At 69.1% G+C, this 20571-nt stretch carries 21 protein-coding genes; 17 read left to right on the top strand and 4 right to left on the bottom strand.

The features are described 5' to 3' along the window. Positions 1 to 114: 114 nt before the first annotated feature. Entirely contained in the window at positions 115 to 315 is a 201-nt protein-coding gene (locus tag ACQPYS_RS14985) for a ferredoxin (RefSeq protein ID WP_030519976.1), read from the bottom strand. 379 nt (positions 316 to 694) lie between these two features. Between ACQPYS_RS14985 and ACQPYS_RS14980 the strand changes: the two genes are divergently transcribed. The 5 genes from ACQPYS_RS14980 to ACQPYS_RS14960 all read left to right on the top strand — a co-directional run bounded on the left by ACQPYS_RS14980 (position 695) and on the right by ACQPYS_RS14960 (position 5077). Then, on the top strand, positions 695 to 1096 hold the full coding sequence (locus tag ACQPYS_RS14980; RefSeq protein ID WP_063034579.1) for a carboxymuconolactone decarboxylase family protein: 402 nt from the start codon (positions 695 to 697) through the stop codon (positions 1094 to 1096). A gap of 70 nt (positions 1097 to 1166) precedes the next feature. After that, positions 1167 to 2051, top strand: a complete 885-nt coding sequence (locus ACQPYS_RS14975; RefSeq protein WP_431938121.1) for an LLM class F420-dependent oxidoreductase — start codon at positions 1167 to 1169, stop codon at positions 2049 to 2051. Then, the gene (locus ACQPYS_RS14970; protein ID WP_431938122.1) at positions 2042 to 3304 is read left to right on the top strand and encodes a glycosyltransferase family 4 protein; all 1263 of its coding nucleotides are present in this window, start codon (positions 2042 to 2044) and stop codon (positions 3302 to 3304) included. The genes ACQPYS_RS14975 and ACQPYS_RS14970 overlap by 10 nt, the downstream gene beginning before the upstream one ends. Next, on the top strand, positions 3298 to 4029 hold the full coding sequence (locus ACQPYS_RS14965) for a class I SAM-dependent methyltransferase (RefSeq protein WP_063034576.1): 732 nt from the start codon (positions 3298 to 3300) through the stop codon (positions 4027 to 4029). Before ACQPYS_RS14970 ends, ACQPYS_RS14965 begins: the two co-directional genes overlap by 7 nt. Next, complete coding sequence (locus tag ACQPYS_RS14960) at positions 4016 to 5077, top strand: prenyltransferase (RefSeq protein WP_431938123.1); 1062 nt, start codon at positions 4016 to 4018, stop codon at positions 5075 to 5077. The genes ACQPYS_RS14965 and ACQPYS_RS14960 overlap by 14 nt, the downstream gene beginning before the upstream one ends. 21 nt (positions 5078 to 5098) lie before the next feature. On the opposite strand, the gene ACQPYS_RS14955 is transcribed toward ACQPYS_RS14960, so the two are convergent. Then, entirely contained in the window at positions 5099 to 5965 is an 867-nt protein-coding gene (locus ACQPYS_RS14955) for an LLM class F420-dependent oxidoreductase (RefSeq protein WP_063034574.1), read from the bottom strand. 367 nt (positions 5966 to 6332) lie between these two features. On the opposite strand from ACQPYS_RS14955, the gene ACQPYS_RS14950 reads away from it, so the two are divergent. The 6 genes from ACQPYS_RS14950 to ACQPYS_RS14925 are packed head-to-tail and all read left to right on the top strand — an operon-like array spanning position 6333 to position 13037. Beyond that, complete coding sequence (locus ACQPYS_RS14950) at positions 6333 to 7115, top strand: GntR family transcriptional regulator (RefSeq protein ID WP_063034573.1); 783 nt, start codon at positions 6333 to 6335, stop codon at positions 7113 to 7115. After that, positions 7116 to 7343: a 4Fe-4S dicluster domain-containing protein gene (locus ACQPYS_RS14945; RefSeq protein WP_033246130.1), complete on the top strand. Its 228-nt coding sequence runs from the start codon at positions 7116 to 7118 to the stop codon at positions 7341 to 7343. A 6-nt stretch (positions 7344 to 7349) separates the two neighbouring features. Then, the gene (locus ACQPYS_RS14940) at positions 7350 to 8726 is read left to right on the top strand and encodes an ABC transporter substrate-binding protein (protein ID WP_433489893.1); all 1377 of its coding nucleotides are present in this window, start codon (positions 7350 to 7352) and stop codon (positions 8724 to 8726) included. Continuing rightward, positions 8723 to 9574, top strand: a complete 852-nt coding sequence (locus tag ACQPYS_RS14935) for an ABC transporter permease (protein ID WP_433489892.1) — start codon at positions 8723 to 8725, stop codon at positions 9572 to 9574. Before ACQPYS_RS14940 ends, ACQPYS_RS14935 begins: the two co-directional genes overlap by 4 nt. After that, positions 9571 to 10338, top strand: coding sequence for an ABC transporter ATP-binding protein (locus ACQPYS_RS14930; RefSeq protein WP_431938127.1), 768 nt, complete (start codon positions 9571 to 9573; stop codon positions 10336 to 10338). Before ACQPYS_RS14935 ends, ACQPYS_RS14930 begins: the two co-directional genes overlap by 4 nt. Further along, on the top strand, positions 10335 to 13037 hold the full coding sequence (locus tag ACQPYS_RS14925) for a fumarate reductase/succinate dehydrogenase flavoprotein subunit (RefSeq protein ID WP_433489891.1): 2703 nt from the start codon (positions 10335 to 10337) through the stop codon (positions 13035 to 13037). Before ACQPYS_RS14930 ends, ACQPYS_RS14925 begins: the two co-directional genes overlap by 4 nt. Before the next feature lie 59 nt (positions 13038 to 13096). On the opposite strand, the gene ACQPYS_RS14920 is transcribed toward ACQPYS_RS14925, so the two are convergent. Beyond that, entirely contained in the window at positions 13097 to 13264 is a 168-nt protein-coding gene (locus ACQPYS_RS14920; RefSeq protein WP_433489890.1) for a hypothetical protein, read from the bottom strand. 124 nt (positions 13265 to 13388) lie between these two features. Next, the gene (locus tag ACQPYS_RS14915; RefSeq protein ID WP_433489889.1) at positions 13389 to 14744 is read right to left on the bottom strand and encodes a cytochrome P450; all 1356 of its coding nucleotides are present in this window, start codon (positions 14742 to 14744) and stop codon (positions 13389 to 13391) included. A gap of 189 nt (positions 14745 to 14933) precedes the next feature. Between ACQPYS_RS14915 and ACQPYS_RS14910 the strand changes: the two genes are divergently transcribed. The 6 genes from ACQPYS_RS14910 to ACQPYS_RS14885 all read left to right on the top strand — a co-directional run bounded on the left by ACQPYS_RS14910 (position 14934) and on the right by ACQPYS_RS14885 (position 20486). Continuing rightward, the gene (locus ACQPYS_RS14910; protein ID WP_433489888.1) at positions 14934 to 15830 is read left to right on the top strand and encodes an SDR family NAD(P)-dependent oxidoreductase; all 897 of its coding nucleotides are present in this window, start codon (positions 14934 to 14936) and stop codon (positions 15828 to 15830) included. Then, a complete protein-coding gene (locus ACQPYS_RS14905) occupies positions 15827 to 16912 on the top strand; it encodes a TIGR03857 family LLM class F420-dependent oxidoreductase (protein ID WP_063034566.1) in 1086 nt (361 codons plus the stop codon). Before ACQPYS_RS14910 ends, ACQPYS_RS14905 begins: the two co-directional genes overlap by 4 nt. Then, entirely contained in the window at positions 16909 to 17970 is a 1062-nt protein-coding gene (locus ACQPYS_RS14900; RefSeq protein ID WP_433489887.1) for a phosphotransferase, read from the top strand. The genes ACQPYS_RS14905 and ACQPYS_RS14900 overlap by 4 nt, the downstream gene beginning before the upstream one ends. Before the next feature lie 190 nt (positions 17971 to 18160). Further along, entirely contained in the window at positions 18161 to 19336 is a 1176-nt protein-coding gene (locus tag ACQPYS_RS14895; protein WP_433489886.1) for an LLM class flavin-dependent oxidoreductase, read from the top strand. Beyond that, positions 19333 to 19785: a MarR family winged helix-turn-helix transcriptional regulator gene (locus ACQPYS_RS14890; RefSeq protein WP_063034563.1), complete on the top strand. Its 453-nt coding sequence runs from the start codon at positions 19333 to 19335 to the stop codon at positions 19783 to 19785. Before ACQPYS_RS14895 ends, ACQPYS_RS14890 begins: the two co-directional genes overlap by 4 nt. Continuing rightward, positions 19782 to 20486, top strand: coding sequence for a CE1759 family FMN reductase (locus ACQPYS_RS14885; protein WP_433489885.1), 705 nt, complete (start codon positions 19782 to 19784; stop codon positions 20484 to 20486). The genes ACQPYS_RS14890 and ACQPYS_RS14885 overlap by 4 nt, the downstream gene beginning before the upstream one ends. The last annotated feature ends 85 nt before the right edge of the window (positions 20487 to 20571 follow it).

The raw sequence follows: 20571 nt of genomic DNA, 5'->3' as shown, positions 1-20571 counted from the left end.
TCGGTAGCGGTGGTCGTCGTGTACGGGTGAGGCAGGTGATCGGTCGACGTGCCGGCCCGGAAGCCGAGGCGTGGGCGACGATGTCGCGCCCGCGTGCGTGCGGCCCCGATCCGCTCAGTCGGTGTCGGCGACGAGCAGCAGGGCCTGGGTGGGGCAGTAGCGGACGGCATTGTCGACGTCGGCTTTCAGTTCCGGGCCGGGGTTCGGGTCGAGGATCTCCACCTGGCCGCGTTTGGGTACGGAGAAGACGTCCGGCGCTTCGGCAGCGCAGACGGCGTGTCCCTGGCACAGGTCCAGATCGGCCACGATTTTCATAATGTGTGCTCCCTCGGCGTGGAGTGTGCGGGGCGGTTTCCCGGGGGCGGCGGGGCGCGGCGCTCGCGGGTCGGAACCTGCCCGGTCCGAGAACGAGTTCCTCCCGGGTGACGGGCCGGCGGCCCGTAGGGAAGACACATAGCTGGACATGTGTCTGGACGCTACCATCGACAGGTGTGCCCGACAACGATTCAGCAATTTTCCCAGAATCGCCGCCGGGGTCGAGGTGATTCGCCGATATCGCCGGACATGCTTTCCTGACTGCTTCCCGCGGCTCGAACGAGAACGTGTTCTTGCGTGCCGGTGAGCGTCCCAATTATATTCCGTACACCTGTCCAGACACTCCCGGCGGAACGGATCCGGCGGAGAAGGAGCAGCCATGAGCGACCCGACCCCCGAGCCCACCGTGCGTGAACGCGGGCTGGCCAAGATGGCAGAGGTCTACGGATGGGAATTCAAGGACGGCCCCGGCGACCATTTCGCCGTCACCGCCGACCACCTGTTCGCCGATATCTGGTCGCGTCCCGGCCTCACCCTGCGCGACCGCAGACTGCTGCTGCTCGGGGCGCTCACCGCCCAGGGCCTGTTCGATGTCGCCGGGATCCAGATCGGCGCCGCCCTGCAGAACGAGGAACTCGACGAAACCCAGCTGCGCGAGATCGCGCTGTTCCTCTGCCACTACGTGGGGTGGCCGGCCGGCACCTCACTGGACCATGTGATCGGCGCCCAGCTCGACCAGCACGCCAAGAAAGCGAAAAAAGCCGCCGAGACCGGCCGCTGACGACCACGATCCTCCACCCGCCGGGACGCGCCACGGCCCGCCGGCCCCACCACAGACAAGGCATACGAGTATGCGTTTCGGCATCGTTCTGTTCACCAGTGACCGCGGGATAGCCCCTGCCGCCGCGGCCCGGGCCGCCGAGGACCACGGATTTTCCTCGTTCTACGTCCCCGAACACACCCATATCCCGGTGAAACGCGAAGCCGCGCACCCCCAGACCGGCGACGCGTCGCTGCCCGACGACCGCTATATGCGCACCCTCGACCCGTGGGTCGCGCTCGCCACCGCCGCCGCGGTCACCGAACGGATCGAACTGGCCACCGCGGTCGCGCTGCCGGTCGAACACGATCCGATCACCCTCGCCAAGACCATCGCCTCGCTCGACCACCTCTCCGGCGGCCGGGTCACCCTGGGCGCGGGCTTCGGCTGGAACACCGATGAGCTGGCCGATCATGGCATACCCGGCAACAAGCGGCGCACGGCGCTGCGGGAGTACCTGGAGGCCATGCGGGCGCTGTGGCGCGAGGACGAGGCCGCCTACGACGGCGACTTCGTGAAGTTCGGGCCCAGCTGGGCCTGGCCCAAGCCGGTCGACCGCACCGTTCCCGTCCTGATCGGCGCGGCCGGAACCGAACGGACCTGCGCCTGGATCGCGAGACACGCCGACGGCTGGATCACCACCCCGGGGGAGAACGATATCTCCGGCAGCCTGGCGATGCTGAAGAAGGCGTGGGCAGACGCCGGCCGCGCGGGCGCGCCGCGGGTGGTGGCCCTGGATTTCAAACCCGACGCCCAACGGCTGGCGTCCTGGGCCGCCGACGGTGTCACCGATGTGCTGTACGGCTTGCCGGACAAGGGCGAACCGGAGGTGCGTGCCTATCTCGAACGGCTGGCTGGCACACTGCGGAGCATGAATTCGATCACCGAGACGGGCGAGGACAGCCAGTGCGGATAGCCCTGTTGTCCTACCGCAGCAAGCCTCATTGCGGTGGGCAGGGGGTCTACGTGCGCCGCCTCAGCGCCGGACTGGCCGAACTCGGCCACGACGTGGAGGTCTTCTCCGGTCAGCCCTATCCCGCCGACCTGGACCCGCGCGTAACCCTCACCGAGGTGCCCAGCCTGGACCTCTATCGCGACGACGACCCCTTCCGCACGCCGCATCCCCGCGAGATCCGGGACCGGATCGATCTGCTGGAACTGGCCACCATGTGGACCGCCGGTTTCCCGGAACCACGCACTTTCAGCATGCGCGCCGCCCGGCTGCTGCGCGGACGGGTCCACGATTTCGACGTCGTGCACGACAACCAGTGCCTGGGTAGCGGGCTGCTCGATATCGCGAAACGGCTGCCGCTGGTCGCCACCGTGCACCACCCCATCACCAAGGACCGGGAGGTGGACCTGGCGGCCGCCGCCTGGCGGCGCAAACCCCTGGTGCGCCGCTGGTACGGCTTCCTGGGTATGCAGGAGCGCATCGCCCGGCGGATCCCCGATCTGCTCACCGTCTCCTCGTCGTCGGCCACCGATATCGCCGACGATTTCGGTGTCGATCCCGGGCAGCTCAATGTCGTGCCGCTGGGTGTGGACACCGAACTGTTCGCGCCGCGCGGTCCCCGGGTGCCCGGCCGCATCGTCGCTGTCGCCAGCGCCGACAAACCCCTCAAGGGCATCACACATCTGCTGCAGGCGCTGACCCGGTTGCGGATCACCCACCCGGTGGAACTGCAGCTGGTGGCGAAACTGGAGCCCAACGGGCCGACCGAGAAGCGGATCGCCGAACTGGGCCTCTCCGATATCGTCACGGTCCGCGCCGGGCTCACCGATACCGAACTCGCCGAGGTGCTGGCGTCGGCGGAGATCGCCTGCATCCCGTCCCTCTACGAGGGATTCTCGCTGCCCGCGGTGGAGGCCATGGCGTCGGGGACCCCGCTGGTGGTCAGCCGCACCGGTGCGCTGCCGGAGGTCGTCGGCGAGCCGGGCGTCTGCGCCGAGCTCACCGAACCCGGCGATTCCGCCGAACTGGCCCGGGTGATCGGGCAACTGCTGGATTCCCCGCAGACCCGGCAGCGGATGCGGGCCGCCGCCCGGGACCGCGCCGTCTCGGTCTTCAGCTGGGAGTCGGTGGCCGCACAGACCGTGCAGGTGTACGAGCGGGCCATCTCCCGGCACACCGGATCGCCAGAATTCATCACAGGAGGCACCTCGTGCTGACCGTCGACTTCGACCGCGCCGGGATCGGCCCGGGCACCCGGGTCATCGATGTGGGCTGCGGCGCCGGCCGACATTCGTTCGAGGCCTACCGTCGCGGCGCCGATGTGGTCGCCTTCGACCAGGACGCTCCCGAACTCGCCGGGGTCGCCACCATGTTCGAGGCCATGGCCCAGGTCGGGGAAGCGCCCGCCGGAGCGAAAGCCGAAGCCGTCCACGGTGACGCGCTCGACCTGCCCTACGGCGCCGGGGAATTCGACGTCGTGATCGCCTCGGAGATCCTGGAGCATGTGCCCGCCGACGACGCCGCCATCGCCGAACTCGTGCGCGTACTGCGCCCGGGCGGGCAGCTGGTGGTGACCGTGCCACGGTGGCTGCCCGAGCGGGTCTGCTGGGCGCTTTCGGACGAGTACCACGCGAACGAGGGCGGGCATATCCGCATCTACAAGGCGGACGAACTGCGGGACAAGATCACCGCGCGCGGCCTGCGGCACACCCACCGCACCCATGTGCACGCCCTGCACTCGCCGTACTGGTGGATCAAATGCGCGGTGGGCGTCCACAAGACCGAACATCCGCTGGTACGTGCCTACCATCGGATGCTGGTGTGGGACATGATGAAACAACCGGTGCTGACCCGGACGGCGGAACGCCTGCTCGACCCGCTGGTGGGCAAGAGCGTGGCGTTGTACTTCAGCAAGCCGGCGGTGACCCGTGCCGGCGGGTGAACTCCCCTCGGTCCCTTCGGTTCTCACCCGTCGCCAGATCCTGCAGACCGCGCAGTCCATCGCCGCCGCGCAGGAACCCGACGGCGCGATCCCCTGGTTCCCGGGCGGGCACACCGACCCCTGGGATCACATCGAATCGGCGATGGCGCTCACCGTCGCGGGCCTGCGCGACGAGGCCGTCGCCGCCTACACCTGGTCGGCACGCACCCAGCGACCCGACGGGTCGTGGCCCCGGCAGTTCCGCGCCGGTGAGATCGAGGATCCGGCCACCGATGTGAATTTCTGCGCCTATCTCGCCACCGGTGTCTGGCACCATCTCGCGGTCACCGGTGATACCGGGTTCGCGGCCGATCTGTGGCCGGTGGTGGCCGCCGCGATCGATCTGGTCGTCGCGAGCCAGGGCGAGCACGGTGAGATCTATTGGCTACGCGACGGCGACAAGGTCCTGCCCGAGGCGCTGGTGACCGGTTCGGCCAGTATGTATCACAGCATCGGTGCCGCCCTGGCCCTCGCGCGCCGGCTCGGCGACCCCCACCCGGAGTGGGAGACCGCCCGCGGCCGGCTCGGCACCGCGCTGCGCGATCGCCCGGAGACATTCACCCGCAAGGACCGCTATTCCATGGACTGGTACTACCCGGTCCTGGGCGGGGCGCTGCGCGGACGCGCCGGCCACGACCGTATCGCCGAACGCTGGAACACCTTCGTGGTCGGCAATATCGGGATCCGCTGTGTCAGCGACCGGCCCTGGGTCACCGGCGCCGAAACCTGTGAACTCGTGCTGTCCCTCGACGCGCTGGGCGACCGGGACCGCGCGCTGGCCCTGCTGGCCAGCATCCAGCATCTGCGGGAAACCGACGGCTCCTACTGGACCGGGCTGGTGTACGCGGACGGGAAACGCTGGCCGGTGGAACGCACCACCTGGACAGGTGCCGCGGTGATCCTGGCCGCGGACGCCCTGTCCCGGACCAGCGCCGGCAACGGGATCTTCCGCGATCTCGCCGCCGACGCCGTCCCGGGGCGGGCGGTGCCCGTGCGCGTCACCGGCTGACGCGCGGGACGGCGCAGCCGCTCAGAGTTCGGCGAGCTTGGGCACCACGGGGGCGAGTGTGTCCACCCAGCCGGCCGGGGAGCCGCCGGGCGGCATGACAATCGCGGTGTGCACGCCGAGTGCGGCGTACCCCGCCATCTGACGGACGAAATCGTCGTGGGCAGTGGGGTCCGGGCTGCCTGCCAGGACAGTTTTGCGGATCCGGTCGTAATCGGTGCCCAGATCGTCGCAGTGGCGGCGCAGCACATCGAGTTTGTGTGCTACGTCCTCGGTGCTCGAGGCGAACAGATTGCAGGCGTCGCCGTAGCGGGCCACCAGCCGCAGTGTGCGTTTCTCCCCGCCGCCGCCGATCAGCACCGTGGGCCGGTGCAGTGGCTGCGGCGAACACAGGGTTTCCGCGAGCTGATAGTGCTTGCCCTCGAACGGCCCGTTGTTCTGCGGATCCCACATCTGCGCGCAGATCCGCAGCGTTTCCTCCAACCGGTCGAATCGTTCCCGGAGCGGCGGATACGGCACCCCGAGTCCGTGGTGTTCGCGGTCGAACCAGGCGGCTCCGATGCCGAGCGCGGCGCGGCCGCCGGAGAGCACATCGAGGGTGGTGACGATCTTGGCGAGCAGACCGGGGTGCCGGTAGGTCACGCCGGTCACCAGCAGGCCGAGTTCGAGCGTGGAGGTGTGCGCGGCCATGTACCCGAGGCTGGTGTAGCCCTCCAGCATGTTCGCCTCGGCGGGTAGCCCGGTCGGTTCGATCTGGAAGAAATGATCCATGAACGACAGCCAGGTCGCTCCGGCCGCCTCCGCTGCCGCGCCGACGAGTGCCAGTTCACCGGCGATGGCGGCGGTACCGCCGTCTACCTCGAATATCGGAATGTGCAACCCGAGTTCCATCGGATTCGTCTCCCCTTGCCGTGGTGGATTATCCGTCGCACACACGCTACGACCTGGAGAGCGCTCCAGGTCAAGCCCGTGGCGGGCGGGTCGGGAGGATGTATGCGGCCCGATACCGCGGCGTCGCGGCACAGGTTCCGTCGCGTCACCCGGGCACTCTGCCGCTACGGTTCCCGGGCGCGCGGTCGATCATTCGAATCGCCCTGATCTCAACCCCCGTGGCCCGCGCGCGGGTGGCGTATTGGTGGGATCGGCCCGGATCCGCGCAGGTCGCGCCCGTCGATGCCCGGCGAATTGCGCCGGCCCGTCCAGCGGCCGCCGGACGGCGGGCCGGTATGGCCCCAAAACGGCGCTATCGTCAGCGTTCATGCAGGTCAGCGATACGAACACCGAGCGGGCAGGCGGTACGGCCGGTGTCCGCCGGCTCCGGGCCGACCAGGCCCGGCGCATTGCCGATATCTTGCGCCACCAGATCTACGCCGGCACTCTGGGCGATGCCCTGCCCAGCGAACAGCGGCTGGCCGCCGAACACGACACCTCCCGCAACACCATTCGCGACGCCCTGGGGCTGCTGCGCGATGAAGGTCTGATCGACCGCGCGCCCCGCGTGGGCACCCGGGTGACCGCCCGCAAATACGACCACGGATTGGACGCGCTGCTGGGCCTGCAGGAAACCCTGGAGGGCCGCGGCACCGTCCGTAACGAGGTGCGGGCCGGGCAACTCATCACCGCGCCGCCGGCGGTGGCCCGGCGGCTCGGCGTGGCCCCCGGCGAGCAGGTCGTCTACCTGGAGCGGCTGCGGTATCTCGGCGAGCAGCCGCTGAGCCTGGATCTCACCTACCTCGCGCCCGAGATCGGTGTGCGCGTCCTCGACCACGACCTCGCGCACACCGATGTCTTCGTGCTGCTCGAACAGCTCAGCGGCCGGTCCCTGGGCTCGGCGGACCTCACCGTGGAGGCGATACCCGCCGACCGGCACACCGCCGCCACCCTCGACGTCCCCGACGGAGCGCCGCTGCTCATGCTCGAACGTCTCACCCGGCTCGACGACGGAACCCCCGTCGACCTGGAATACGTCCGGATGCGCGGCGACCGGATCACGCTGCGCGGCAGCCTCTCCCGCGGCATCCCCGAATGGAAGGTCCTCTAGATGGCATTGGCGAACCAGCGCACCGATATCCCCGTGACCATCGACGAATCGCTGTGTATCGAAGGGTGCACGTTGTGTGTCGAGATCTGCCCGCTCGACTCCCTGGCCATCAACCCGGACAACGGGAAGGCCTTCATGCACGTCGACGAATGCTGGTACTGCGGGCCCTGCGCCGCCCGCTGTCCCACCGGTGCCGTCACTGTCAACATGCCGTATCTCCTGAGGTAGACCTTCATGCCCACTCTGAAACGCCTGGCGGTCCTGGCCGCCGCGGCGCTGGCCCTCACCGGGTGCTCGCTGGAAGAAGCCGCCACCGGCGATACCGTCACCGTCGTCGTCGGCTACCAGTCGAAGACCATCAACACCGTCACCGCGGGCACGCTGCTGCGCGCCCAGGGATATCTGGAACAGCGGCTGCGGCAGATCACCGAGAACGGCGGCCCCGCCTACAAGGTCGACTGGCAGGACTACGACACCGGCGCCCCGATCACCGCCCAGATGGTGGCCGAGAAGATCGATATCGGCTCCATGGGCGACTATCCGCTGCTGATCAACGGATCCCGCACCCAGGCCGGGGACCGGTCCCGCACCGAATTCCTGTCCGTTACCGGCTACAACCCCAAGGGTGCGCTGAACATGGTGGTCGTACCGCCGGACTCGCCGCTCACCGGGGTCGGCGAGCTGGCCGGGAAGAAGGTGTCTGCCAGTGTCGGGTCCGCGGGGCACGGCACCCTGGTGCAGGCCCTCACCCGCGCCGGCGTCGATCCGGTCGCCGGTGTGGAGGTGCTGAACCAGCAGCCGCAGGTGGGTGCCTCGGCGCTGGAATCGGGCCAGGTCGCCGCCCTATCCCAGTTCGTGGCGTGGCCGGGACTGCTGGTGTTCCAGGACAAAGCGAGACTGCTCTACGACGGTGCCGAACTGAATGTGCCGACTTTCCACGGCGTGGTCGCCCGTGAGCACTACACCGCCGAACATCCCGAGGTGGTGGACGCCTTCCTGCAGGCCCAGCTCGACGCCACGGAATTCCTGTGGCAGCAGCCGCTGGAGGCGGCCCGGATCGTGGCCGAGGAGTCGGATCTGCCGCAGGAGGTCGTGTATCTCTACAACGGCCCGGGCGGCACCTCGTTCGACACCACCCTGAAGCCGAGCCTGGTCTCGGCCTTCAAAGACGATGTGCGGTACCTGAAGTCGATCGGCGATTTCGCCGACCTCGATATCGACGGGTTCGTCGCCGACCAGCGCCTGCGCGCGGCCTTCGCCGCCCGCGGCCAGGACTACGAGAAGGCGCTCGCCGATACCGCCAACCACACCGCCGGTTCCGGTACCGAACTGTGGCTCGACGGCCAGGACACCACTCGTCCCGCCGGTGATCCCACCGAGCTGTTGCGTGCCGTCGCGGCCGCTCGCGCCGCGGGTTCGACGGTTCGCGCCGCCTATATCGTCGACACCGAACTCGGTACCCGCTGGTTCGCGGACAAGGCGGTCTGGCTGCGCGACGGGAACACCTTCCTGCCGTTCACCACCGTGGCGGCCGCGCTTCGCCACCGCCACGCCCATCCCACCGCCGTCCCGGTGACCTACGACCAGGCCGTCGCCGAGGTCCGGTCATGACCGCGGCCACGACCCTCGCTCCCGCCCTGGCCGCCGCGCCGGCCGTCCCGTCGCGCCGGCCCGGGCGCGCGGTGTGGCCGGGCCGGCTGCTGCGGCTCGGTTCCGTACTGGCCGCGATCCTGCTCTGGCAGGTCCTGACCACCGCCGATATCCGGCTGTGGCTGCGGTTCGACACCCTGCCCTCGGTGACCGAGGTGCTCACCGCGTTCGGTCGCCAACTCGGCACCGATGTCTACTACCTGGACCTGGCGCAATCCCTGATCCGCATCCTCACCGGGTTCGGTATTGCCACCGTGCTCGGCGTGGCCAGCGGTATCGCCCTGGGCCGGTCCCGCCTGTTCGCCGGAATCCTGGGCCCGCTCACCGAGTTGGCCCGGCCTGTCCCGGCCATCGCGGTGGTCCCGATCGCCATCCTGCTGTTCCCCGACGACGAAGCCGGCATCGTGTTCATCACCGGCCTGGCCGCCTATTTCCCGATCATGGTCAGTACCCGTCACGCGGTCCGCGCGCTGCCGACCCTGTGGGAGGACTCGGTGCGCACGCTCGGCGGCACCCGGTGGGATGTGCTGCTGCGGGTGGTGTTCCCCGGTGCGCTGCCGGGGATCTTCGGTGGACTGTCGGTCGGGATCGGGGTCGCCTGGATCTGCCTGGTATCCGCGGAGATGATCTCCGGCCGCCTCGGTGTCGGCTACCGCACGTGGCAGGCCTGCACCATTGTCGACTATCCGGGTGTCTTCGTCGGGATCGTCACCATCGGCGTCCTCGGATTCGGTACCTCCGCCGCGATCGAACTACTCGGCCGCCGGGTCACCCGCTGGCTGCCGCGGGGAGAGGAGAACACCCGATGACCATCACCCTCACCACCGAAACCCCCACGTCCGGCACCGACGCACCGGGCATGAGCCTGCGGCTCGACGAGATCTCTCTGTCCTACACCGGCGACCCGGTGATAGACCGGCTGTCGCTGGATGTGCGGCCCGGCGAAATCCTGGTGCTGACCGGCCCCTCGGGTTGCGGCAAGTCCACGGTCCTGCGCGCCTTGGCCGGGCTGCTGCCCCCGGATTCCGGTCGCGTTCTCGCCGACGGCGAACCCGTCACCACCACCTCCCGGGACCGCGCGGTGGTGTTCCAGGACAATGCCTTGCTGCCATGGCGCAGTGTCCGCGCCAATATCGAACTGGCACTGCGGCTGCGGGGCGAACCCAAGGCCGGGCGCCGTGCCGCGGCCGACCGCTGGATCGAGGAGGTCGGCCTCACCGGGTTCGCCGAGTTCCTGCCCAAGAGCCTGTCCGGGGGTATGCGGCAACGCGTGCAACTCGCCCGCGGTCTCGCCGGTGCCCCGCGCGCGGTGATGATGGACGAACCGTTCGGCGCGCTGGACACCCAGACCCGCGCCACCATGCAACGGCTGCTCATCGAGACCTGGCGCACCCACCCCGCAACGATCGTCTTCGTGACCCACGATGTGGACGAGGCGCTGCTGCTCGGTGACCGGATCGCTGTGCTGGGTCGTGCCGGGAAACCGCTGCGCGCCCTGATCGATGTTCCGAATCCACGTGCGGCCGCCGATCGGCAGCCGCAACGCGACCAACTCGTGGAGGCCCTCTCGTGACCGCACCCACTCTGTTCGCGGCTCCGGATCTCGCCGACACCGTGCGCCTGGACTGCGATGTGCTGGTGATCGGCGGCGGTACGGCCGGCACCATGGCCGCGCTGACCGCCGCCGAACAGGGCGCGAACGTGCTACTGCTGGAAAAAGCGCATGTCCGGCATTCCGGTGCGCTGGCCATGGGTATGGACGGCGTCAACAATGCCGTTATCCCGGGGAAGGCCGAACCGGAGGACTACGTCGCCGAGATCACCCGCGCCAACGACGGCATCGTCGACCAGCGCACCGTGTACCAGACCGCGACCCGCGGTTTCGCCATGGTGCAGCGGCTGGAGAAGTACGGCGTCAAATTCGAGAAGGACGAATACGGGGAGTACGCGGTCCGCCGGGTGCACCGCTCGGGCTCGTACGTGCTACCCATGCCCGAGGGCAAGGATGTGAAGAAGGCCCTCTACCGGGTGCTGCGGCAACGGAAGATGCGGGAGAAGATCCGGATCGAGAACCGGCTGATGCCGGTGCGGGTGCTCACCGACAGTGGCCGGGCGGTCGGGGCGGCGGCACTGAACACCCGCACCGGCGAGTTCGTCACGGTCGGCGCGAAAGCGGTGATCCTCGCGACGGGCCCGTGCGGCCGGCTGGGCCTGCCGGCGTCGGGCTACCTGTACGGCACGTACGAGAATCCCACCAATGCCGGCGACGGCTATTCGATGGCCTATCACGCGGGCGCCGAGCTCAGCGGTATCGAATGCTTTCAGATCAATCCGCTGATCAAGGACTACAACGGTCCCGCCTGCGCCTATGTCGCCAACCCGTTCGGTGGGTATCAGGTCAATGCGCAGGGGGAGCGGTTCGTCGATTCCGACTACTGGTCGGGGCAGATGATCGCCGAGGTCAAACGGGAGATCGACTCCGCGCGCGGACCCATCTACCTGAAGGTGTCCCATCTGCCAAACGAGACGCTGACCGCGCTCGAAGACATCCTGCACACCACCGAACGCCCCACCCGCGGCACCTTCCACACCAACCGTGGCCACGACTACCGCACCCACGATATCGAGATGCACATCTCCGAGATCGGTTTGTGCGGCGGGCATTCCGCCTCCGGGGTCTGGGTGGACGAGAACGCCCGCACCACGGTGCCCGGCCTGTACGCGGCCGGTGACCTGGCCTGCGTGCCACACAACTACATGATCGGGGCGTTCGTATTCGGCGAACTCGCCGGCGCGCATGCCGCCGCCACCCTGGCCGAGACCGCGGCACCCGCCGAACTGCCCGCCGACCAGATCACCGCCGCGCACGAACTGGTGTACCGGCCGCTGCGGCACCCCGACGGCCCACCGCAACCGCAGGTCGAATATAAGCTGCGCCGGTTCGTCAACGACTATGTGGCGCCGCCGAAAACCGCGGCGAAACTGTCGCTGGCGGTGGAGGCCTTCGAACGGATGCGCGGCGATCTCGCCGAGATGGGCGCTCGCACCCCGCACGAACTCATGCGTGCCGCCGAGGTGTCCTTCATCCGTGACTGCGCGGAAATGGCCGCTCGTAGTTCGCTGACCCGCACCGAATCCCGGTGGGGTCTCTACCACGAGCGCGCCGACCTCCCGGAACGCGACGACGACACCTGGCGTTACCACCTGAACCTGCGCAAGGCCGCCGACGGCGGCATGGAGTTCCTCAAACGGCCGGTCGCCCCGTATCTGGTGCCCGTGCCCGGGCTGGACGACCTGCCGTCCCAGGGGGAGCCGGTACCCGTAGAACAGCCCGAACTCGTCGGTCACCGCCGCGCCCCGAGCGTCGCGGCCCCCGCACCCCGGGCCGCGGTCCCGGAGCCGGCCCCGGTCGCCTCACCCCGGTTGCTCGCATTGCTGGCCCTGGACGCGCCCACGGCCGGGCAACTGTCGGCCTACCTGTTCGATACCGACGAACGGGTCCGGGTCGCCGCGATCGCGGCGCTCACCGAGAACACCCCGAACGGTTTCGCGGCACTGCTGGTCAGTGCCCTCGACGATGGTGCGGCGCCGGTGCGGGCCGCCGCCACGGCGGCGCTGCGCGAACTGGTAGAGGTGTTGCCGTCCGTCGAGGGTCTCGCCGAACGGCTGACTTCGCCGGATCCGGTCGTACGGGCGGTGGTTCTCGACCTGCTGCGCGCGGCACGCGCCGGTGCGGCCGCCGACTACCGGGCAGCATTGGCCGACCCCGACCACCGGGTGCGGATCGCCGCGGTGCGGGCGCTGGTCTCGCTCGACGAGTACGACGCCTTGGCGGCCGCGGCCGCCGACAGCAACCGTGAGGTGCGGATCGCGGCCGCGCAAGGCCTGGCCACCATCGGCACCGGCGGCGCGGACACCGTCCGTGGGCTGGTGACCGATCGTGACCCGCTGGTCCGGGCGGCGGCGCTGGCCGCTTTCGCCGATATCGGTGCCGCCGAATCCGATATCGGGTCGTGTGCCGCGGCGCTGCGGGACACCGCCTGGCAGGTGCGGGTGGGCGCGGCCAAAGGTCTGGCCGGTGCCGAACCCGGCGCGGCCGTCACCGAACTGGCCGGTGCGCTCACCGATCCGCATCTGGATGTGCGCAAGGCCGCGGTCCTCGCGCTGGCCTCCTGGCCAAACCACGAACCGGCCCGGGACCTGCTTCGGCAGGCCGTCGACGACCCGGACGCCGATGTCCGTGCCCACGCCCGCCGCGCCGTGACGGACTGAACCCGGCCGGGTTCAGCCACGGCGTGCCGTGGCGAGCAGTTCGGCCACGGTCGCCGGCTTCACCCGGGGCCGTCCCGCCGCCGCGCCCGCGGCGCGTTCGGTCCGGTCCACGCGGTGCGGTCGACCACATCGGGTTGCCGGTCGCGCACCAGATCCGACAGCGCCGCCCGGTCCCGCGCCGGGGTGGGCAGCACACCGGCCCGGAAATCGTCGAGGGTCGCGGCCACCGTATCTCCGCGGACGCGAACTGCGGATCGCCCGGGTGGGGCCGGATGCAGTCCACCGGGCATTCGGCCACGCGACCGGCGCGTCGTTGCTCAGCGCTGGGTGATGATGTAGGTCATCGGAACCTCACGCCTTCTGCCGACGGCGGTACCGGACTCGGCACGGCTGCTGCAGCTGAACGACCATCTTGGAGTGGTCGTTGCGGTAGGACTCCGACGGTTGCACCCTCTCGAATTCCCAGTCCCGCAGCAGTACCGAGAAGATGGCCTTGAGCTGCATGAGCGCGAACGCGGCGCCGACGCAGCGATGGCGTCCGGCCCCGAACGGGATCCAGGTCCAGCGGTTGACCAGATCTTCCTGGTTGGGGTCGATATAGCGGCCGGGATCGAAACTGTCCGGGTTCGGGAAGTCCTCGGGCAGCCGGTTGGAGATCGCCGGGGTCGCGGCCACATGATCGCCGGGCTCGATCCGGTTCCCGCACACCTCGAACTCACCCTGGGCGACCCGCATCAGGATGATGAGCGGCGGGTGCAGCCGCAGCGTTTCCTTGAGTACCGCTTCCAGTTGCGGGATCTGGCGCAGCGCGTGAAAACTCACTTCCTGGCCGTCGGCGTAGAGCTCGTCGAGTTCCTTCACGACTCCGGAGAGCACCTCCGGATGCCGCAGCATTTCGATCACCGACCAGGCGGCGGTACCCGAGGTGGTGTGGTGGCCGGCGAACATCATCGAGATGAAGATGCCGGTGACCTCGCTGGCGCTGAAGTGCGGGGTGCCATCCTCTTTCTTCACCGAGACCAGCACATCGAGCAGGTCGCGGTCCTCCTTGTCGGCGGGCGGGTTCGCGATCCGCCCGTTCATGATCTCCTGGACGAGTTCGACCAGCGCGGCCCGGGATTCGTCGCGGATCCGGAAGCTCTCGATCGGCATGTAGGGATCCACATACGCCAGCGCGTCGGTGCCGCGTTCCAGATTGTGGTAGAGGTGCGCGAACCGGCTGTCGAGTTCCTCGCGGAATTTCGTCCCGATCAGGCAGGCCGAGGAGGTGTAGATGGTGAGTTCGGCGAAGAAGTCGAGCAGATCGATTTCGCCTTCCTCGCCCCAGCCTGCCAGCATCCGGTCGACCTCTTTTTCGATGGTCGCCGCGTGTCCGCGCATCTGGTCGCCGCGCAGCGCGGAGTTGTGCAACATCTCCTTACGGCGTTCCGGGCTGGCGTCGAATACCACACCTTCGCCGAAGATCGGCTTCATGAAGGGGTAGGCGGCGGCCTGGTCGAGGTCCTCGTCGGCGGCACGGAAGAAGAATTCGTTCGCTTCGGCGCCGGTGAGCAGGACGACGTGGCGTCCGGCGAGCTCGAACCGGCCGACGTCACCGCATTCCGCCCGGACCCGGCGCATCAGCGCGATCGGGTCGGTACGGAACTCCTCCAGGTGGCCGTGTTCGTGTTCGCCTCCGGACACCCGCGGCGGTTTCACCGAAGTCATGTGGAAATCCTTCCCCAGATTACTGTCCAGGATCTATGGTAGACACCTGTCTGGACAGTACTACGGGGTGTTGTGCGCAAGCAAGGCGTGCGACCTCTCTCCACCTCCGGCGCGCTGTCGGGATGCCATCATGTCCGGACATCTGTACGGAATAGTGTTCGGCCGGGACAAGTGAGCGAGAACAGATCCATGAGCGGAAACCAGACCCTGTGGGAACGCGGCGCCGTGGTCGTCGGCGCCACCAGCGGCATCGGCTACGCCGTCGCGCACGCCCTGGCCGGACACGGCGCCGGAGTGGTGGTCAACGGACGCAACACCCCCGCCGTCGAACGCACCGTCAACTCCCTGGCCCTCGCCGGCCACCGAGCGATCGGCGTCGCCGGCAGCGCCGCCGACGAATCGACCGCAACCGAACTCGTCGACACCTGTGTACGCACCTTCGGCGCCGTCGACGTCCTCATCAACTGTGCCGGGATCGCCGAACCCGCCGACTCCTCCATTCTCGACGTCAGCACCCGCGACTGGCGGGCACTGCTCGACTCCCACCTCACCACCACGTTCAACACCTGCCGCGCCGCCGCCCCGAAAATGGTCGCCCAGGGCCGCGGCAGCATCATCAACACCAGTTCCTTCGCCTACCTCGGCGACTACGGCGGAACCGGATACGCCGCCGGGAAGGGCGCGGTCAACTCTCTCACCCTCGCCATCGCCGCCGAACTGGCCGAACACAAGGTCCGCGCGAATGTCGTCTGCCCCGGCGCCAAGACCCGGCTCTCCAGTGGGTTCGCCTACGAAGCCAAGATCATGGAGCTGTACCGGCGCGGCATGCTCGACGAGATCAGCAAGGACGCCGCCCTCGACGCCCCACCCGCCGACTACGTCGCCCAGCTGTACCTCTACCTCGCGGGGACGGCCACCGAACGGGTCACCGGCCAGATCTTCGTCGCCGCGGGCGGATTCGTCGGCCGTTACGACCGCCCGACCCCCACCATCCTCGGCTTCCGCGACCACAACGACACCCCGCCCTGGACCCAGGACGAACTGCACCGCATGATCGGCGGCCACGACACCGAGGCCGGGCAGTGACCGAATTCCCCGAACTCGGCTGCTACGGCCTCGCCGGTCACGCCACCGACCCGCATATCCTGCTCGACGAGGCCCGCGGCGCCGAACGACTCGGCCTCGGCGCGATTTTCCTGTCCGAACGGTTCAACACCAAAGAAGCCTTCGCCCTCGCCGCCGCCGCGGGCGCGGTCACCACCGACCTCGGCATCTGCACCGCCGCCACCAACCACAACACCCGCCACCCTCTGATCACCGCGGCGGGCGCCGTCACCCTGCACCGGCTCACCCGCGGCCGCTACAGCCTCGGCCTCGGGCGCGGATTCGGCGCCCTCTTCGACGTCATCGGCCTACCCCGGATCACCTCCGCGCAACTCCGCGACGTCACCGAGCTCTACCGGCGCCTCTGGCACGGCGATACCGTCGTCGGCCACGACGGGCCCGCCGGGAAATACCCGGTTCTGCACCTCGACGCCACCTACGACGAAGCCATCCCTGTCATGTTCACCGCGATCGGCGCCAACACCCTGCGTCTGGCCGGGCAGATCGCCGACGCCGTCGTCCTGCACACCTTCTTCACCGACGACACCACCGCACACGCCGTCCGCACGATCCGCGCCGCCGCGGCGGACGCCGGCCGCGATCCGGCGGCTATCCGCATCTGGTCGGTGCTGGCGGTGGTCGACGACACTCAAGGCGAATCCGCCCGGCTGCGCAAACTCGTCGGCCGTCTCGGCACCTACCTGCAGGGTTACGGCGACATCCTGGTCCGGGTCAACGGCTGGGACCCGCAGGTCCTCGCCGACTTCCGCGCGCACCCCCTGGTCGCCGGCGCCGGAGGTGCCCTCGACGCTGTAGCCGACGACACCACCCTCGCCGCCGTCGAAGAACTGCTCCCCGCGGAATGGACGTCCGCCTCCGCCACCGGCACCCCGGCACACTGCGCGAGCCGGATCGCCGACCAGTTCAACGCCGGCGCCGACGGTGTGATCCTGCACGGCAACGCCCCCACCGAACTCGCACCCGTTCTCGACGCGTGGCGGTGCCGCCGCGACACCGGCCGGTTCGCCCACCTGCCGGCCAATCCCGGCAGGAGCCACCGATGACCAGCCCCACCGATATCGCCGGCCTCACCCCCGAATGGCTCACGGCCGCACTCGGCCGTCCCGTCACCGCCGTGACCGCCGAACCCGTCGGTACCGGGCAGATCGGCACCGTACACCGGCTGCGCCTCACCGGCGACGGGGTGCCGACACGACTCCTGGCGAAGCTCCCCGCCGCCGACCCCGGCGTCCGCGCCATGCTGGCCGGCGCCTACCGCCAGGAAGTCCGCTTCTACACCGAGATCGCCACCACGGTCGCCGTCCGCACTCCGCGCTGCCACCACGCCGAAATACACGGCGACGGCGCCGAATTCGTGCTCCTGCTGGAAGACCTGGCCCCCGCCCGCCCGGGCGACCAGATCGGCGGCTGCCCCATCGCCCACGCCCGCCCCGCCGTGGCCAACCTGGCGGGCCTGCACGCCCCCCGCTGGTGTGACGACACGCTGCTCGATATCGAGGGATTCAGCCGCAACGGTCCGGAGGAAGCCGGCACGCTGCGCGAGCTCTACGGCCCCACCACCGACATCGTCCTCGACCGCCTCGGCGACCGGCTCCCTGCCGAGGACCACGAGACCGTGCGGGCCTGCGGTGTGGTCATCGCCGACTGGCTGGTCGCCCGCCCCGAACGGTTCGGTCTCGTGCACGGCGACTACCGTCTGGACAATCTGCTGTTCGACGACGCCGACCCACCGCGGGTGACCGCCGTCGACTGGCAGACCGTCAACCTGGGACTCCCGGCCCGCGACCTGGCCTACTTCATCACCACCGGCCTGGATCCGGAGCCCCGGCGGGCCGTCGAACAAGATCTGGTGGTCACCTACCACCGGCGGCTCACCGAACTCGGCGTCACCGGCTGCACCATCGAGGACTGCTGGCAGGACTACTGCTTCGCCGCCCTGCAGGGCCCGCTGGTCGCGGTATTCGGCGCCGCCTACGGCACCCCCTCCGAGCGCGGCGCCGCCATGTTCGCCGCCATGATCCGCCGCAGCTGCGCCGCCATCCGCGACCTGGACTCACTCACCCGGCAACCGGCCCCACCGCGGCCACCGGCTGCCGGGTAGCCGCGCGGTGTCCCCGCTGTCTCGGGTGGCGGAGACGCGGGCGATGGCAGCGGACAGGGGAGTGGAGCGCCGTGATCCGCTGCACGGTTCCCCGCACTCCGCGGCTTGTGAGAGCACGAGGAATAACCCCGCCATCCCCGCCGTTCAGGTAGATGCAAACGCATAGAACCTACGGTGGGAGTGACACACGATGCAGTTCGGAATCTTCTCGGTCAGCGATATCACCCGCGACCCGGTAACCGGCGTGACGCCCAGCGAGGCCGAACGGATCGACGCGATCGTGCAGATCGCCCGCAAAACCGAAGAGGTAGGCCTCGACGTCTTCGCCATCGGCGAGCACCACAACCCACCCTTCTTCTCGTCCTCACCCACCACCCTGCTCGGCCATATCGCCGCCACCACCGAACGACTGATCCTCACCACGGCGACCACCCTGATCACCACCAACGACCCGGTGAAGATCGCCGAGGACTACGCCATGCTGCAACACCTGTCCAAGGGCCGCATGGACCTCATGCTCGGCCGTGGCAACACCGGCCCCGTCTACCCGTGGTTCGGTAAGGACATCCGCGCGGGCCTACCGCTGGCACTGGAGAACTACAACCTGCTGCACCGGCTCTGGCGCGAAGACGTCCTCGACTGGGAAGGTACCTACCGCACCCCGCTGCAGGGCTTCACCGCCACCCCACGCCCGCTCGACGGTGTGCCACCGTTCGTCTGGCACGGCTCCATCCGCACCCCGGAAATCGCCGAACAGGCCGCCTACTACGGCAACGGTTTCTTCGCCAACCACATCTTCTGGCCCACCGCGCACTCGCTGCAACTCATCGAGTTCTACCGGCAGCGTTTCGAACACTACGGGCACGGCACCAAGAAGCAGGCCATCGTCGGACTGGGCGGACAAGCCTATATCGCCAAGAAATCCCAGGACGCCTGGAACGAATTCCGCCCCTACTTCAACGAAGCCCCCGTCTACGGTCACGGCCCCTCCCTCGAGGACTTCGCCGAAATGACCCCGCTGTCGGTCGGCAGCCCACAGGAGATCATCGACAAAACCCTCACCTTCCACGACACCTTCGGTGACTACCAGCGCCAGCTGTGGCTCATGGACCACGCCGGGCTGCCCCTGAAAACTGTGCTGAACCAGCTCGACCTGCTCGGCGAGGAAGTCGTGCCGGTCCTGCGCAAGGAACTGGAAGCCCGCCGCGACCCCGAATCGGCCCCGGCACCCACCCATCGGGCCCGCGTCACCGCCGAATACGGTGGCGAGCCCGCCCGGCAGGCCCGCCCCAACGCCAACCAGGGCGACAATCTGGCCGGCGCCAGCCCCTACCAGGACACCGCGAAAACCCTGGCCGACAAGTGACCAGAACCAGCGGAAGGCTCGCCAACGACGCCTGGGAAGCAGTACTCACCGCCCACGCGGTGCTGATGAAACAGTTCGCGGCCGAAGACGTGTGGCACGGACTCACCATGCGCGAATACGACGTCCTCTACACCCTGTCCAAATGCCCCGAACCCATCCGCCCCGCCGAACTCAACCGGCACGTCCTGCTCACCCAGCCCGCGCTGTCCCGGATGGTGGATCGGCTCGTCGACCGCGGCCTCGTGCAACGCACTCCCGACCCGCACGACGGCCGCGGGGTCCGGCTCTCGCTCACCGACGAGGGCCGGACCCGGCAACGCCGCATCGGCGGCCGCCACGCCGTCGGCGTCGCCCGCGCCCTCACCGGCGCCCTCACCGACGACGAACTACGCACCCTCGAACAGCTCTGCGGCAAACTCGCCGACACCACCCAAAGGAACGAGATATGAACACCACCAACGGCCAGGGCACGACCCCCTACCGACTGGTCGTGGTCAGCGGCGGCACCAGCAACCCGTCCTCGACCCGCATGCTCGCCGACCGGGTCGCCGCCCGCGTCGGCACCCTCGCCCGCCACCGCGGCGCCACCGCCACCGTGCACGTCATCGACCTCCGCGAACTCGCCACCGAGATCACCACCGCGCTGGTCTCCCAGCTCATGGGCCCCAAGATGACCGCCGCCGTCGAAACACTCGCCGCCGCCGACGGCCTGATCATCGCCGCCCCCGTCTACAAGGCCGCACCCAGCGGACTGCTCACCTCCTTCTTCCACGTCCTCGACAACGACCTGCTCATCGCCAAACCGGTGATCCTGGCCGCCACCGCCGGCACCTCCCGGCACGCCCTGGTCGTCGACGAACAGATGCGCGCCCTGTTCGCCTTCCTGCGCACCATGACCGTGCCCACCTCCCTGTTCGCCGCCTCCGAGGACTGGAGCGACACCGACCTCGACAGACGCATCCACCGCGCCGCCCTGGAACTGGTACTGCTGATGGAGAGCGGGTTCGCGCACAAGGTCAAAGACGAATCGTGGCACAGCTACCAGCACAGCTTCGGCAGCGGCGGCGGGAGCGTTACCACCGTCGACCTCGACACCGACCTCATGCGGCTCGCGGCCGGCGGGGGAGCGCCGGTGAAACCCCGGGCCTGACCACAACTGCCCGCGCCGCGGACTCCCACCAGCCCGCGGCGCCGGGAGCGGCAGGCCCACCCGGCACACCTCACCGCCGAGAACC

Source organism: Nocardia grenadensis (assembly GCF_050942415.1).
GTDB lineage: Bacteria > Actinomycetota > Actinomycetes > Mycobacteriales > Mycobacteriaceae > Nocardia > Nocardia grenadensis.
This window is presented reverse-complemented; position numbering and strand designations above follow the sequence as displayed.